Source organism: Agrococcus sp. KRD186 (assembly GCF_017168255.1).
Taxonomy (GTDB): domain Bacteria; phylum Actinomycetota; class Actinomycetes; order Actinomycetales; family Microbacteriaceae; genus Agrococcus.
The window spans coordinates 500141-514948 of sequence record NZ_JABFAP010000001.1; the positions used below are offsets into that span (position 1 = coordinate 500141).

Annotated in this window: 16 protein-coding genes; 8 read left to right on the forward strand and 8 right to left on the reverse strand. The window is 73.2% G+C overall.

Going from position 1 to position 14808, the window contains the following annotated elements:
• The coding region (locus J1M46_RS02530) for a MetQ/NlpA family ABC transporter substrate-binding protein (RefSeq protein ID WP_342384237.1) at nt 1–796 on the forward strand (796 nt) is incomplete at its 5' end.
• Between the two features lie 9 nt (nt 797–805).
• Here J1M46_RS02530 and J1M46_RS02535 read toward each other — a convergent pair.
• The 4 genes from J1M46_RS02535 to J1M46_RS02550 form a co-directional block, all read right to left on the reverse strand.
• Entirely contained in the window at nt 806–1198 is a 393-nt protein-coding gene (locus J1M46_RS02535; RefSeq protein WP_206446387.1) for a PIN domain-containing protein, read from the reverse strand.
• The gene (locus tag J1M46_RS02540) at nt 1195–1413 is read right to left on the reverse strand and encodes a ribbon-helix-helix protein, CopG family (protein WP_206446388.1); all 219 of its coding nucleotides are present in this window, start codon (nt 1411–1413) and stop codon (nt 1195–1197) included. The genes J1M46_RS02535 and J1M46_RS02540 overlap by 4 nt, the downstream gene beginning before the upstream one ends.
• Nucleotides 1414–1599: 186 nt before the next feature.
• Nucleotides 1600–2859 carry a beta-ketoacyl-[acyl-carrier-protein] synthase family protein gene (locus J1M46_RS02545; protein WP_206446389.1) on the reverse strand — a complete coding sequence of 420 codons (1260 nt, stop codon included), beginning with the start codon at nt 2857–2859 and terminating at the stop codon, nt 1600–1602.
• A gap of 40 nt (nt 2860–2899) precedes the next feature.
• Complete coding sequence (locus tag J1M46_RS02550; protein WP_206446390.1) at nt 2900–4600, reverse strand: AMP-binding protein; 1701 nt, start codon at nt 4598–4600, stop codon at nt 2900–2902.
• Nucleotides 4601–4656: 56 nt separating this feature from the next.
• Between J1M46_RS02550 and J1M46_RS02555 the strand changes: the two genes are divergently transcribed.
• From J1M46_RS02555 to J1M46_RS02570, 4 genes are read left to right on the forward strand one after another with little or no spacing between them, the layout of a single operon-like run.
• On the forward strand, nt 4657–5688 hold the full coding sequence (locus tag J1M46_RS02555) for a DUF1684 domain-containing protein (RefSeq protein WP_206446391.1): 1032 nt from the start codon (nt 4657–4659) through the stop codon (nt 5686–5688).
• Entirely contained in the window at nt 5675–5842 is a 168-nt protein-coding gene (locus tag J1M46_RS02560) for a hypothetical protein (protein WP_206446392.1), read from the forward strand. Before J1M46_RS02555 ends, J1M46_RS02560 begins: the two co-directional genes overlap by 14 nt.
• A gap of 5 nt (nt 5843–5847) precedes the next feature.
• Nucleotides 5848–6408, forward strand: coding sequence for a TOPRIM nucleotidyl transferase/hydrolase domain-containing protein (locus tag J1M46_RS02565; protein ID WP_342384238.1), 561 nt, complete (start codon nt 5848–5850; stop codon nt 6406–6408).
• A 39-nt stretch (nt 6409–6447) separates the two neighbouring features.
• Nucleotides 6448–7290: an aldo/keto reductase gene (locus J1M46_RS02570; RefSeq protein WP_206446394.1), complete on the forward strand. Its 843-nt coding sequence runs from the start codon at nt 6448–6450 to the stop codon at nt 7288–7290.
• A gap of 4 nt (nt 7291–7294) precedes the next feature.
• Here the strand turns inward: J1M46_RS02570 and J1M46_RS02575 are convergent, their stop codons facing one another.
• Nucleotides 7295–8431, reverse strand: a complete 1137-nt coding sequence (locus tag J1M46_RS02575) for a PQQ-dependent sugar dehydrogenase (protein ID WP_206446395.1) — start codon at nt 8429–8431, stop codon at nt 7295–7297.
• Nucleotides 8432–8478: 47 nt separating this feature from the next.
• Between J1M46_RS02575 and J1M46_RS02580 the strand changes: the two genes are divergently transcribed.
• The 3 genes from J1M46_RS02580 (at nt 8479) to J1M46_RS02590 (ending at nt 11824) form a co-directional block, all read left to right on the forward strand.
• Nucleotides 8479–8808: a nitroreductase/quinone reductase family protein gene (locus tag J1M46_RS02580; RefSeq protein ID WP_274606903.1), complete on the forward strand. Its 330-nt coding sequence runs from the start codon at nt 8479–8481 to the stop codon at nt 8806–8808.
• Nucleotides 8809–8875: 67 nt separating this feature from the next.
• Complete coding sequence (locus J1M46_RS02585; protein ID WP_206446397.1) at nt 8876–10879, forward strand: ATP-binding protein; 2004 nt, start codon at nt 8876–8878, stop codon at nt 10877–10879.
• 45 nt (nt 10880–10924) lie between these two features.
• Nucleotides 10925–11824, forward strand: a complete 900-nt coding sequence (locus J1M46_RS02590) for a bile acid:sodium symporter family protein (RefSeq protein ID WP_206446398.1) — start codon at nt 10925–10927, stop codon at nt 11822–11824.
• 15 nt (nt 11825–11839) lie between these two features.
• On the opposite strand, the gene J1M46_RS02595 is transcribed toward J1M46_RS02590, so the two are convergent.
• The 3 genes from J1M46_RS02595 to J1M46_RS02605 are packed head-to-tail and all read right to left on the reverse strand — an operon-like array spanning nt 11840 to nt 14696.
• On the reverse strand, nt 11840–13030 hold the full coding sequence (locus J1M46_RS02595; protein WP_206446399.1) for a trans-sulfuration enzyme family protein: 1191 nt from the start codon (nt 13028–13030) through the stop codon (nt 11840–11842).
• A gap of 57 nt (nt 13031–13087) precedes the next feature.
• Nucleotides 13088–13342, reverse strand: a complete 255-nt coding sequence (locus J1M46_RS02600; protein ID WP_206446400.1) for a mycoredoxin — start codon at nt 13340–13342, stop codon at nt 13088–13090.
• 46 nt (nt 13343–13388) lie between these two features.
• Nucleotides 13389–14696, reverse strand: a complete 1308-nt coding sequence (locus J1M46_RS02605; RefSeq protein ID WP_206446401.1) for a hypothetical protein — start codon at nt 14694–14696, stop codon at nt 13389–13391.
• Between the last annotated feature and the right edge of the window lie 112 nt (nt 14697–14808).

Genomic DNA, 14808 nt, shown 5'->3' on the forward strand with positions numbered 1-14808 from the left:
CGCCCGCCCCCTCCTCGCCCTGGCAGCGGCAGGCCTCGCCCTCGCGCTCGGCGCCTGCGCGGCGCCCGCCGGCGAAGCCGCATCCGACACCGTCACCATTCGCGTCGCGGCGACCGTCACGCCGATGACGGATGCGGTCGAGGCCGCCGCCGAGGTGATCGAGGAGGGCTACGAGGTCGAGCTGGTGCCGGTGAACGACTACGTGCAGCCGAACATCCTGCTGCAGCACGGCGAGATCGACGCCAACGTCGTGCAGTTCGAGGGCTTCATGGAGGAGTTCAACGCCGGCAACGACGCCGACCTCGTGGTCGTGCAGCCGGTCTACGCGACCGTCGTCGCCTTCTACTCGAAGACGCTCACGCAGCTCGACGAGCTGCCGGAGGGCGGCAGCGTCGTGATCCCCAATGACAAGTCGAACGGCGCCCGCGCGCTGCAGATGCTCGCCGACGAGGGGCTCATCACCCTCGACCCGGCCGTGGAGCGCTACCAGGCCCGGCTGACCGACGTGACCGAGAACCCGCGCGGGCTCGAGATCACCGCGGTCGACCTGCTGCAGCTCAACACCGCGTACGACGAGGCGGATGCGGTGTTCAACCTGCCGTCGTTCGCTCGGCAGCTCGGGCTGACGCCCGAGCTCGACGGGCTCGCGGTCGAGCAGGATGAGGCCTTCGAGGTGGCGCTCGTGAGCCGCTCCGACAACGCGGACTCGCCGGAGATCGCTGCGCTCGTGCGCGCGATCACGAGCGAGCACGTGCGCGAGCGGCTGCAGGAGCTGGGGGTGCCGGCGGCGTTCTGACGCTGCCGGTCAGGGCGCCACGGAGTAGCCGAGCGCGCGCGCCTTGGCGGCGAGCCATTCGTCGAAGGTCAGGATCGGGTGGCCGGTCGCGGGCTTGCCGGCCGTCAGGATGACGAGGCAGTCGGGTATCGGCAGTCCCGTCGAGGCGCGCAGCTGCGCAACATCGAGCGGAGACGCGGCAGTTGCTGCCTGCCGGATGCCCATCTGCAGCATGCTCGTCCAGACCCGCTCGGCTGCCGCTCGGTCGACCTGCGCCGGCCCAGCCAGCACTTCGGCCATCGTCACCTCGTGCATCACGAGCGGTTCGCTCTCGCGCGCTCCGAGGAGCTCGACGGCCCGCGCATGATTCGCGTTCGTGCTGTCGAGGAATCCGACCACCACGTTCGCGTCGACGACGTTCACGTCGCCCACTCCTCATCCAGGGTGCTCAGGATGTCGGGCGGGAACATGCCGGTCGCTGAACCGGCGAGCTCCCGCATGCAGGGAGCGTCGCGCTGTGCCGCTTCATGGATCACCCGACGCAGGTATTCGGCCTGTGAGACGCCGGCACGCGCCGCGAGCGCCGCGATCCGCGCAGCATCGGGCTCAGGGACCGCTCGCACGAGGATATTCGCCATGCGGTGACGATATAACTGCGCGATATCGCGCGGTAGGGGCCAGGTGGAAGGTTTGGCCCGCCGTCTGGCGCTGGAGCGCGTCACGAGAAGAGGAGATGTCCTGAACAGAGGACGATGCGTCCTCGATTCGTGACGATCTCCGAATCGATCCTCGATTCGGGACGGGCGGCGCGCGCGACGAATGCGTCAGAGCGCGCGCAGCACGATGGCGGCGTTGTGGCCGCCGAAGCCGAACGAGTTCGAGAGCACCGTGCGAAGCCGTGCCGTGCCGCCGGTGCCCGTCTCGCGCGCCTCGTGCGCGACCACGTCGAGCTGCGGGAACTCCAGGTCGTCGAGGTTGATCGTCGGCGGAATGACCTGCTCGCGCAGCGCCATGAGCGACAGCGCCGCCTCGAGCGTGCCGGCGGCGCCGAGCAGGTGGCCGGTGGTCGACTTCGTCGAGGTGACGGGCACCGCCGCGAGCGATGAGCCGAAGACCGTCTCGAGCGCACGCGTCTCCATCGCGTCGTTGAGCGGCGTGCCGGTACCGTGCGCGTTCACGTGGCCGACGTCGGCGGGGGAAAGCCGCGCGTCGTCGAGCGCCGCCTGCATCGCGGCCGCCGCGCCGCTGCCGTCGGGACGCGGAGCGGTCGCATGGAACGCGTCGGAGGTGACGCCGTAGCCGGCCAGCTCGCCCAGCACGTCCGCGCCGCGGCGGCGCGCGTGCGCCTCCGACTCGACCAGCACCGCCACGGCGCCGGCCGACATGACGAAGCCGCTGCGCGCGCGGTCGAAGGGGCGGGATGCCCGTGCGGGCTCGTCGGCGAACCCTGCGGCGAGCGAGCCCAGCGTCGCGTTGACGCCCAGGTTGACGCGGTTGAGGCAGTCCTCCGCGCCCACGACGAGCACCGCATCCGCATACCCGTGCCGGATCGTGCGGAGGGCGTCGCCGAGGCCGACGGTGCCGCTCGCGCAGGTGGCGGAGGTGCCGGCGCTCGCGCCGCGCGCGCCGTAGCGCTGGCTGAGGTAGGCGGCGGCGCCGTCGGCTCCGCCGTAGAGCACGACCCCCGGCGGCACCCGGCGCGGGCCCTGGGCGTCGAGGGCGCGCACGGCATCCTGTGTGAGCGAGACGGCTCCGGAGCCGGTCGCGGCGGTGATGGCGAAGCGCGCGGGGTCGGGGGTGGCGAAGCCCTCGAGCGCCTCGGCGGCCGCCGCGATCGCGTACAGCGCATGCCGGTCGAGGCGGCGCGCATCGGTGCGCGACACGTGCGCGAGCGCGTCGAAGCCGCGCACCTCGCCGCCGACCTTGACGGCGAGATCGCTGACATCGACGCTGTCGAAGGCGCGGATGCCGCTGCGGCCGTTCACGACGGAGTCCCACGTCGAGCGCATGTCGAGGCCGTTCGGGGTCACTGCGCCGAGGCCGGTGATGACGGCGCGGGCGCAGTGCGCGGTGGCGCTGCTCATGGTCGTCCCTCTCCGGCGTTCGGGAGCCCGGCGGCGCCGTTCACAGCCGCTCCGCCTCGCCCGCGGCGACCAGCTCGGCCACGGCCACCCGGCGGATCTTGCCACCGGCCGTGCGCGGCAGCCGATCGGCCCGGTAGTAGCGGCGCGGCACGAACTGCTCGGGCAGCAGGCGGCGCAGCTCGCGCTGCATCACCGCCTTCGGCGGCACGACACCGGCACCGAGCATTTCGCCGGCACCGAGCATTTCGCCGACACTGAGCATTTCGCCGACACTGAGCATTTCGCCGACACTGAGCATTTCGCCGACACTGAGCGCGTCGCCCGCAGCGGCCGTCGGCTCGCCGCCGGGCGCTCTCTCGACCACCGACGCGCCCTCGACCACCACCGCGACGATCGAGCCGAGCGCGGCATCCGGCAGCGCGATCGCGCAGCACTGCTCGCAGCCGGGCACGGTCGCCAGCGCCCGCTCGACCTGCGGCAGCGACACCTTGTGGCCTCCGGTCACCGCCATGTCGCCGGCACGGCCGGCGAGCACGATCTCGCCATCGACGAGCGCGGCCAGATCGCCGACGCTCGACCATCCGTCATCGCCGGTGATGCGCTCGTGGCTCGTCGCGGTCAGGTAGCGCTCGACCTGCGAGGCGACGCGGATGTGCAGGGTGCCGATCTCGCCGTCGGGCACGCGGGTGCCGGCATCGTCGCGCACCTCGGCCTCGAGCCCGGCGAACGGGGTCAGGCGCGTGCCGTCGCCGGCGTCGCTGTAGCCGATGAAGCCGATCTCGCTCGCGCCGTAGTAGCTGCGCAGCACCGCCTGCGGGGCGGCCTCGGCGAAGCGCTCGCGGATCGCCTGGCTCTGGTTCGCGCCGCCGGTGATCACCCAGCGCAGCGAGGCGAGCGCGCTGCCGGCGCCCGGCGGCTCGCGCCGGGCCGCGGCGGCCAGCGCCAGGAGCATCGACGGCACGCCCACGAAGCGCGCGATGCCGTGCTGCGCGATCGTGCGCACCGCATCCGTCGCGTCGAACCGCGACTGCAGGTGCAGCGAGCCGCCGGTCGCAAGCGCCTCGACGAGCGCGTAGAGCGTGAGGCTGTAGGAGACCGGGCCGGGTGCGATCGTCTGCACACCGGCCCTCGCGAACAGCGGGCCGCGGCTGGCCTCGACGTTGTAGTCCCAGCTGCCGCGGGTGCGGAGGAAGCCCTTCGGCAGATCGGTCGTGCCGCTCGTGAACAGCAGCAGGTAGGGCTCGTCGCGCGGGCGCACCTCCGGCCCGGCCGAGACCGGGGCGGCAGCGGCCAGCGCGTCGAAGCGCTCGAGCCCGATCACGCTGCCGTGCCAGGCTCCATGCTCGAGCCCGGCCAGCGCCCCCTCGAAGTCGCCATCGTCGGTGATCACGATCGCCGCGTCGACTCGCCGGATGGTCGTCAGTCGGTGCTCGAGCGGCCACAGCGGGTCGATCACCGCGACGATGGCGCGGAACGAGGCGATGCCGACGACGAAGCGGCCCACGTCGATCGCGCGGGAGAGCGAGACGGCGACGATCGGCACGCCGCCGGTCTCACCGTCGCTGGCGCTCGCGGGCCGGCCCTCTCGGTGACGAGCGTCGAGCAGCTGCTCGAGACCCGAGCGGATGCGCGTGCTGGTCTCGCGCAGGTCGCCGTACGTCAGGCGCTCCCCGTCTCCCGCGAGCGCGAGCCGGTCGGGGTCGCTCGCGGCGAGCTCGATCGTCGTGCGGGTGAACGTCACCCCCTGATCCTACGGAGCGCCGGGATAGCGTGGGGCTCGACGAAGGGGGCTGCCGGATGACCGATCGGGATGTGTTCGCGCGCGACTGGCAGGTATGGCAGGAGCGCCGCTGGCGAGACGTCGCCGGCCCGCACGGGATCGCGGCGCTCGCGGCGACGCACTGGCTCGGCGCCGCCGAGCAGCGGCTGGAGGGCATCCCAGGCCGCTGGCGAGCAGAGGGAGCGGCGGCGATCGGCGCCGGGCTGCTCGAGGCCGATCCGATGGGCGCGGCGGTCACGCGCCTCGACGGCACCGCCGTGGAGGACGAGGTGCTGCTGGTCGGCGGCGACGAGCTGCGCCTCGGCGTCGGGCAGGGCGCTGCTCAGCTGCCGCGCAACCACGAAGATGCGCGGCTGCGCATCTTCGTGCGCGAGGGCGTGCCGGCCCTGCGTCGCATCGACCCGGCCGCCGAGGGACGCACGAGCCTGCGTCGCATCGACGCGCACGAGCCCGACCCCGCGTGGGTGGTCGAGGCGCAGTGGACCGCAGGCGGCACAGCGCTCGGCGCGGACACGCTCGAGATCGAGCAGGTCGACGGACACCGCACCCGGCGCAGCGACGTCGGCTCGCTCGCCTTCGAGCTCGACGGTCGCGAGCTGCGCCTCACGACCACCGGCGGGATCGACGCGGACGGCAACCCCGCGCTCGCGGTCGTGTTCACCGATGCGACCAGCGGCGACGGGAGCTACCGCTTCCGCTTCCTGCGCCTGCCGCTGCCGGACGCATCCGGCGCCGTCACCATCGACTTCAACCGCGCGTTCCTGCCGCCGTGCGCCTTCAGCGATCACTACGTGTGCCCGATGCCGAGCCCCGAGAACCGTCTCGACATCTCGATCCGGGCCGGCGAGCGAATGCCCGTTCTGCACAGTGCTGGCGCCGCCGCCGCCGCCGGGCAATCGCTGCAGGAGTACCTGCGCGCGAAGCTGGAGGCCGAGTCGGCGCGGCCCACGCTCGAAGATGTGCTGGCTCGAGCCGGCGGTCGTGCCGGCGGGTCGCTGTCGTTCAGCGAGGCCGTCGAACTGGTGCGGGGTGACCGTGATCATCGTTGACGCCAGTGTGCGCGCCACCGCACTGCTGGACGACGGGCCTTCCGGCGATCGAGCGCGTGAGCACGCCGGTTTGCTCGATGCCGTCCTGGTCACTGCCGGCGCGCGGCTGAGCCGAGCGCCCGGCATTCGATGCGCCGTAGAGGTGCTCGGCTGACGAGGGTGCGCACGGTCGTGCTCGTCGAGGGGCGCAGTGATCGCATCGCGCTCGAGGCGCTCGCGAGGCTGCTCGGCCGCGACCTCGCCGCCGAGGGCACGCGGGTTCTCGCCATGGGCGGCATCACGAACACGCGCGCGTTCGCGCTGCGCCACGGGCCGCTCGGTGAGGGTGCACGGCTGGCCGGGCTGTACGACGCGCCGGAGGAGCGCCGCGTGCGCGGCGGGCTCGCGCAGGCCGGCATGCCCGAGGCGCGCACCGCCGCGCTCGAGCCGCTCGGCTTCTTCCGCTGCACGCTCGACCTGGAGGACGAGCTCATCCGCGCGCTCGGCGCCGACCGCGTCCAGGCCGTGATCACGGCGGCGGGGGAGACGGCATCGCTCGAGCGGCTCGCGCAGATGCCCGCGCAGCGCGGATGGTCGCGCGAGGCGGTGCTGCGGCGCTTCTTCGGCTCGCGCTCGGGCCGCAAGGCGATCTACGCGCGCCTGCTCGTCGAGGCGCTCGACCCGGTGGCGGCGCCTCGCCCGCTCGCCGCGCTGCTCGCGCACCTCGCGCTGGTCGCGTAGCGTCGCGAGCGGAAGGCCGCGAGCACAAGGAGAAGCGCGATGATCCCCACCACCACCGCCCACGGCGGCCTGACCCTGCCAGTGCTCGGTTTCGGCACCTACAAGCTCAAGGGCCACGCCGGCACGGCGGCCATCGAGCGGGCCATCGCCAGCGGCTACACGCTGCTCGACTCGGCCTTCAACTACGAGAACGAGGGCTCCGTCGGGGCCGCAGTGCGCGCATCCGCCCATCACCATGCCGCGCGCGACGAGCTGATCGTGACCTCGAAGCTGCCCGGCCGGCATCAGCAGCACGCCGCCGCCATCGCGACGATCGAGGAGAGCGCGGCGCGCATGGGGCTCGCATCGCTCGACCTCTACCTGATCCACTGGCCGAACCCCGGGCAGGGCACCTACGTGGAGGCCTGGCGGGCGCTGATCGAGGCGAAGGAGCGCGGGCTGGTCGGCGCGATCGGCGTCTGCAACTTCCTGCCCGAGCACCTCGAACGGCTGCACGCCGACACCGGCGTCTTGCCGGAGGTGAACCAGATCGAGCTGCACCCGTACTTCCCGCAGGAGGAGCAGCTCGTCTACGACCGCGAGCACGGCATCATCACGCAGGCCTGGAGCCCGCTGGGGCGCGGCGGCGAGGTGCTGGAGGAGCCGACGATCGTCGGCATCGCCGAGGCGCACGGGGCGACGCCCGGCCAGGTGATCCTCGCCTGGGGCATCGCGCGCGGCGTCGTGCCCATCCCGAAGGCGGCCTCGGAGGAGCGGCAGCGCGAGAACCTCGGCGCGCTCGAGCTGCGGCTCACGGGCGACGAGGTCGCGGCGATCACGGCACTCGGCCGCGCCGACGGCAGGCTGAAGGGCCAGGATCCGGCGGTCTACGAGGAGTTCTGACCCGCTACGACGTGAACGACAGGATGCGGTCGTCGCCCTCAGCGGGCTGACCGCGGCCGTCGGTGGCGTTGGTGAGCACCCAGAGCGAGCCGTCCGGCGCGACCGCGACGTCGCGCATCCGCCCGAATCTGGCCTGCCAGTGCTCGGTCGAGGACGACGGCTCGGGCAGCGGCACCTCGCGCAGCACCGCGCCGCGCAGGTTCGCGATCCAGATGCTGCCGTCGGCGATCGCGATGCCGCTCGGGCTCGCCTCCGCCGGCCGCCATTGCTGCACCGGATCGGTGAAGCCGGCCTCGCCCGCGATGCCCTCGACGGTCGGCCAGCCGTAGTTCGCGCCGGCCTCGATGCGGTTGAGCTCATCCCAGGTGTCCTGCCCGAACTCGCTCGCCCACATCGTGCCGTCGGGCGCCCACGCGATGCCCTGCGGATTGCGGTGCCCGAGGCTGTAGACGGGCGAGCCGGGGAAGGGGTTGTCGGCGGGGATGGCGCCGTCGGGCTCGAGCCGCAGGATCTTGCCCGCCAGGCTGCCCGGATCCTGCGCGGCGCCGGGCACGCCGGCGTCGCCGGTCGTGACGTAGAGCATCCCGTCAGGCCCGAAGGCGATGCGGCCGCCGTTGTGGTTGCCGCTCGCGGGGATGCCCGTGATGACCTCCTGCGGCTGCCCGAGCTCGAGGCTCCCGGGCTCGCCCGCGAGCGCGACCCGCATCACCCGGTTGCCGTCGGCCGTCGTGCCGTACGAGTAGAGGTGGCCGTCGCCGATGGCGAGCCCGAGCAGGCCGCCCTCCCCGCCGTGCGAGAGGCCGGCGATCTGCGCGAGCTGCCGCACTGCGCCGCTCGCCGAGACCTCGAGGATCGTGCCGCTGTCGCGCTCGCTCACGAGCGCCGTCCGCTCGTCGACGAACGCGATCGACCAGGGCGCCTCGAGGTCGGTCGCCAGCACCGCCGGCTCGTCGAGCGTGCCCGGCTCGGCTCGCTGCCCGGTCGACGCAGGGTCGGATGCGGCGGGCTCGGGCCGCTGGCCACCGTCGGTACCGTTCGGCGCGGGCTCGGAGGGCCCGCAGCCGGCGAGCAGCAGCGCGGCTGCGACGGCGGCCGCGGCGGCGGCCGCGGCGGCAGTGCGGATGCTGCTGCGGCGTCGCATCGCGGGCACCTCGTCTCGGCCGGTGGGTGGGCTCACACTCCGTGCGCATGGGGGATGACCCCACTGCGCACATCCGTGCACGAGCCTACGATCGACGCAGCAGCCGACGGAAGGGACCGAACGTCATCGTGATGGCGATGAACGGCTGGGCCGAGCCGCACCCCGCCTGGTGGTTGAACCTCAGGGCGCACCCTGACGCATCCATCGACCTTCCCGGAGGCCACCGCGAGGTGCACGCCCGCGAGGCACAGGGCTCGGAGCGGCAGCGGCTCTGGACCGACTGGAGCCGGTACCAGGAGGGGCCGTCGATGGACGACTACGCGACGCTGCGCTCGAAGCGGACCCCCATCATCGTGCTCGAGCCGCTCGCGTCCTGAGCGCTCCGCCGCAGCAGCACGGCCGGGCTGTTGGGCAGAACCGACGCGGATGCGTACGGTTTGGTCTGTGAGCACCGTCGACCACGGCACCGATGCCGGTCGCGCACCCTACGCGGAGCACACGACGGGTGCGCGGCCGGTGCTGCCGTGGTGGGCCTGGATCATCGCCGGGGTGGCGATCTTCCTGGCGGACGTCTCGGGCGTGCTCTTCATGCCGGCGGAGACGGGCGTGGCCATCTGGTGGCCCGCCGCAGGGCTGTCGGTGGCATTCGTGCTGCTGCAGCCGCGCTCGCGAATCGCCGCCGCCATCGTGCTGGTGCTGGTGGTGACCACCGTGGCGAACGCGATCGCAGGCAGGCCGCTGGCCGTCTCGCTGGCGTTCGGCGTCGCGAACACCGCCGAGGTCGCCGTCATCGTCGCCCTGCTCGGCTCGGCGACGCGCAGGTTCGAGCTCTCCACCGTGCGGGCCGGCATCCGCTTCGCGGTCGCGGTCGTCGCGGGTGCCCTGGCGGTTGGTCTGCTCGCGGCAGCCACGGTCGCGCTGCTCGAGGGCGGCGAGTTCTGGTCGACTGTCGGGTTCGCCGCCGCCTCGCACGGTGCCGCCGTGTGCTTGATCGCACCGCTGGCCGCGCTGCCGCCGCCCGTGCCGGTGGCGGCCGGCCGGGTGGAGATGGCGGTGCAGGTGCTGCTGCTCGCGGTGGTGCTCGCCGTGGTCTTCCACCCCTCGTCGTCGCTCCCGCTCGCGTTCGCGCCGTTCCCGCTGGTCGCCTGGGCGGCATTGCGGTTCCCGATCCGGTTCGTCATCGCCGAGACGGCGCTGGCCACGCTCGTCATGATCGCGCTGACGCTCGACGGCGGCGGCCCCTTCCGTCGCGAGGGGCTCGACATGACCGTGGGCGCGGCGATGTTCGAGACGCTGCTGATCTCGTTCGCCGGCTTCGCGGTCGTGCTCTCTGCGGCGCAGTACGAGCTGCGCGCGCTGACGCGGCAGGTGCGCGCGGCCAACCTGCTGCTGACCGGCAGCGTCGTCGATGCCCGGATCGGTCTGGTGGTGGCCGAGCGCGACGCGCAGGCGACGCGGGTGACGTGGGCGAACCGGGCGGGCAGGAGGCTGCTGGCCGACGAGCTCGACGGCGAGCGCTGGGCCGGACCGCTGCGGGTCGCGGCGATGTCGGCGCTGCGCACCGGGGAGCAGGTCACGGTCGGCGCCCATGGCGAGCGCACCATCACGGTCGCAGCCAATCCCATCGACGGCGTCGCCGATCGCATCGCGGTGCAGCTGCTCGACGTGACCGCCATGCTGCGCGCTCGCCAGGCGCAGCTCGAGGCTGCCGTCGAGCGGGATGCGGCCAGGGCCATCCGCGCGGAGCTGGAGCGGCAGCGCGACGACTTCCTCGTCACCACCAGCCACGAGCTGCGCACGCCCATCACGAGCATCGTCGGCTATGCCGAGCTGCTGCAGGACGGCGGCACGCTCAGCAGCACCGAGCAGGCCTGGGTGCGCGTCATCGCCCGCAACGGCCAGCGGCTCGCTGAGCTGGTCGAGGATCTGCTGACGCTCGGCCGTGGCGTGAGCGGTGCGCCGCTGCAGATCCGGCAGGAGGCGGTGCGCTGCGCCGAGCTGTTCGAGGAGGTGGCGGCGAACCTGCGCGTGGTGACCGAGCAGCGGCGGCTGCGGGTCCGGCTGGAGCCGGGCGGCCACGCGGTGTTCGCCTCGCGCGGCGACGCGGGCCGGATGCTCTCGAACCTGCTGGTGAACGCGTGCAAGTTCACGCCCGAGGGCGGCGAGATCCGCCTCAGCGCGCGGGCCGACGGCGATCTGGTGCTGGTGCTCGTCGAGGACACCGGCCCCGGCATGTCCGCCGACGAGCGCGCCCAGGCGTTCGAGCGCTTCTACCGAGCACCCGGTGCCGAGCGCGACAACGTGGCGGGCACCGGGCTGGGCCTTGCGATCGTGGCGGAGCTCGCCGCGCGCAACGGCGGCTCGGTGGCGCTGCGGCCGGCTGCGCCGCACGGCCTCGTCGTCGAGCTGCGCCTGCCTGCGGCGCATGCGACACGCTCGGCGGCCTAGTGGATGTGGTCCCGAGCGCGCAGACGGTGAGCCATACTTTGCGCCATGGACTCAGCGCTGACCTCCATCGGGCTCCCGATCGCCCTCGGCATCATCATGCTGGGCCTCGGCCTCAGCCTCACCGTGCAGGATTTCGCGCGGGTGGCGAAGCACCCCAGGGCGGTGATCATCGCGCTCGCCTGCCAGCTGCTGCTGCTGCCGGCACTGGCCTTCGGGCTCGTGCTGCTGTTCCAGCTGCCGCCGGTGCTGGCGGTCGGCATGATGATGCTCGCAGCATCGCCGGGCGGCACGACCGCCAACCTCTACAGCCACCTGTTCCGCGGCGACGTCGCCCTGAACATCTCGCTCACGGCAGTGAACTCCGTCGTGGCCGTCGTCACGCTGCCGCTGATCACGAACGCCGCGATCTGGTACTTCCAGCCGTTCGACGGGCAGCTCGGCCTGCAGTGGTCGAAGACCCTCGAGGTGTTCGCGATCGTGCTGCTGCCGGTGATCCTGGGCATGCTGCTGCGACGCTTCCAGCCGCGCTTCGCCGACCGCTGCGACAAGCCCGTGCGCATCGCCTCGGTCATCATCCTCGCGGTCGTGGTCGCGGGCGCCGTGATCGTCAACTGGCAGTTGCTGATCGACAACGTCGCGCAGCTGGCGCTCATCACGGTGCTGTTCTGCCTGCTGAGCCTCGCGGTCGGCTACTGGGTGCCGCGACTGCTGCGCGTCGAGCGCCGGCAGGCGATCGCCGCCTCGTTCGAGATCGGCATCCACAACGCCACGCTCGCGATCGTCATCGCGCAGAGCGTGCTCGGCTCGATGGAGCTCAGCCTGCCCGCCGCGGTCTACGGCGTGCTGATGTTCTTCGTCGCCTTCGCGTTCGGCTTCGCCCTGTTCAGGCGAGCGGATGCGTCGGCCGACCAGGCGGTGCCGGTCACCGACGCGAGCGCGGCGTAGCCGAGCACCTCGGCGTCAGCCGGCCGCCGCGATCGCCTGCTCGAGATCGGCGATCAGGTCTGCGGGGTGCTCGAGCCCGATCGAGAGCCGCAGCACGCCGGCGCCCGGCTTCGCCTCCGGCGCCACCGGGCGGTGCGTGAGCGAGGCGGGCTGCTGGATGAGCGAGTCGACGCTGCCGAGCGAGACCGCGTGCGTGAACAGCCGCACGCCCTCCGCGACGGCAGCCGCGCGCGCATGGGTGCCGAGCTCGATCGCCAGCATCGAGCCGGGGCCGGCCATCTGGCGGCCCTCGCCGACCAGGCCGCCGGGGTCGCTGCCCTCGAGCCCCGGATAGTGCACGCGGTCGACGCCCGCCATCGCGGCGAGCGCCTCGGCGACCTGCTGCGCGTTCGCCTGCTGCGCCCGCACCCGCAGCGGCAGCGTCTGCAGCCCCCGGTGCATGAGGTAGGCGCTGAAGGGATGCGCGATGGCACCGGTGATGGCGCGGATCGGGCGGATCGCGTGCGCCCAGTCGTCATCGCACGCGACGACGCCGCCCATCACGTCGCCGTGGCCGCCGATGTACTTGGTCGCGGAGTGCAGCGAGAGCGCCACCCCGTGCTCGAGCGGCCGCTGCAGCACCGGGGTCGCGAAGGTGTTGTCGATCAGCACGGGCGCGTCGCCCGCCGCCGCGACGAGCGCGGCGAGGTCGACGAGCTCGAGCGTCGGGTTCGCCGGAGTCTCGGCGATCACCAGCCCCGTGTCGGGCCGCACCGCTGCCGCCACCTGCTCCACCGCATCCACGAACGTCGTCTCGGTGCCGAGCAGGCCGGTCGCCAGCAGGTGGTCGGTGCCGCCGTAGAGCGGCCGCAGCGCCACCACGTGGCTGCCGCGGCGCTGCTTGGCGGCGGTGAGCACCGCCGTGGTGGTGGCCATGCCCGAGGCGAACGCGACCGCCTGCTCAGCGCCCTCGAGCGCCGCGAATGCCCGCTCGAAGCGCGCGACGGTCGGGTTCCAGAGGCGCTGGTAGACCGCGGTGGTGTCGTGCAGGTCGCCGCCGGTCGCACCTCGCTCGTACGCCTCGCCACCGATGTCGATGCTGGGCAGCGGATACGTGGAGGAGAGGTCGATGGGGGTCGCGTGCACGCCCAGCGCCTCGAAGTCGTCGCGGCCGGCATGCACCGCGAGCGAGTCGAGTCGGAGGGGAGCGTCATTGCTCGTCGTCATGCATCCGATCATGCCGCATACGCAGAGTGATGGGGCGCCGCCCCGCTCAGGGGCGGCTCAGCGCAGCGAGAGCTCGGCCAGCTTCGCCTCGACGTCGGCGTTGGAGGGCTCCACCTGGTGGCTGCCGTCGGGGAAGACGACGACGGGGATGTTCATGCGGCCGGAGATGCGCTTGGCCTCTTCGGCCGCCGCGTCGTCGTGCTCGATGTCGATGTACGCGTAGTCGATGCCGAGCCCGTCCAGCTGCGCCTTGGTGCGGCGGCAGTCGCGGCACCAATCAGCGCCGTACATCGTGATGGTCGTGACAGTCATGCTTCGATCGTAGCCGCCGCCTCGGTCGGCGACCTCCGCTCGCGGCTCACTCGCCCGAGTGCTGCTCCGACTGCGTCGGCGGCGGCAGCTCGATGCCACCCAGCGCGGGGGGCGCAGGCTGCTCGGGGTCGTGCTCGGGCTCCGGCTCGGGTGCGGGCTGCGCCGGCTCGGTGGGTGCGGGCTCCACCGGCTCAGGCGCGGGCGTCGTCGGCGCAGGCTGGGTCGGCGGAGGCTGGGTCGGCGCAGGCTGGGTCGGCGCAGGCTGCACCGGCTGCGTCGGCGCTGTGGTGGGCGCGGGCAGGGTCGGCCCGGGGGCGTCCCCGCGCGGCGGCACGGTCGGGGGCACCGGGCGCGTGATGCCGGGGTCGGTGACCGGCCGCGGCGCGGCGTTCGCGATCGCGTCCCTCGTGCTCTGCGACGCGGCCGCGAGCGCTGCAGCGGCCTCGGCCTCGCCCTGCGCCTCGAGCTGCCAGGCCTCGGCCATCCACGCGGATGCCAGGTGCAGGGTGAGGCTCTCGACCAGGTCGAGCACGTCGGAGGGCGTGTGACCGGCGCGCAGCACGCCGAGCACAGCGGTGAGATGCGCGTCGGAGTCGCGCAGGCTCGCGATGGCCTGATCGGGCGCGAGGTCGAGCTCTGCCTGCAGCGACGCGAAGTCGGCCCTGCCCTGCGCCGTCGCCGCCGCAGAGACCCGCAAGCGGTCGATCGCCGCCTCGAGCTGGTCGATGCGCGCATCGTCGAAGTCGCGCGGGTCGCCGAGCGCCCGCAGCTCGCGGGCGAGCGCGTCGGCGCGCTCGGCGGTGACCCCAGAGACGGGCTCGCGCTCCGCGGCGGCGGCGGCGATGCACGCCTCGAGCACGTCGAAGGACTGCGGGTCCTCCGCGGCGGCGGCCCGCGCCTCCCAGGTGTCCGCCAGCTCGCGATCCTCCGCGGTGACGAAGCCGCCGTCGGCGATGGTCTGCAGCAGCGCTTCGCGATCGCTCGCGAACGCGGCGCGCTCGCCATCGGGCAGCAGCCAGCTCGCGCCGCCCACGTGCTCGGCCGCCTCGAGCACGTCCTGCGCGCGGCGCTCGAGCCCCACGGCGCTCACGATCCGCACCGCGAGCTCGCAGCTGGCGCGGTCGTGCTCCTCGTGCCAGGCCTCGATCTTGCCGGCGAGCTCGCCGGCGCGCGCCTGCGAGCTCCAGGCGACCACGGAACCGGAGACGATCAGCGCGGTCGCGGCGACCGTGGAGAGCCCGACGATCCAGCGCCGCCGATTGCGGCGTCGACGAAGCTCGGCGAGCACCACGATGCGGCGCCGCGCCTCAGCGTCTGCGGAGCCCGCGGGCTCGCGCTCGGGCTGCTCGTCCACCGGGAGACCCTCGCATTCGTGCATGAAGTGCATATTCATGCTACGTGGCTTTCGCATGCTCCGCATCCGATTCGGGGCGATTCCTGCCGCGCTCGCGGCGATCGACTGCCAG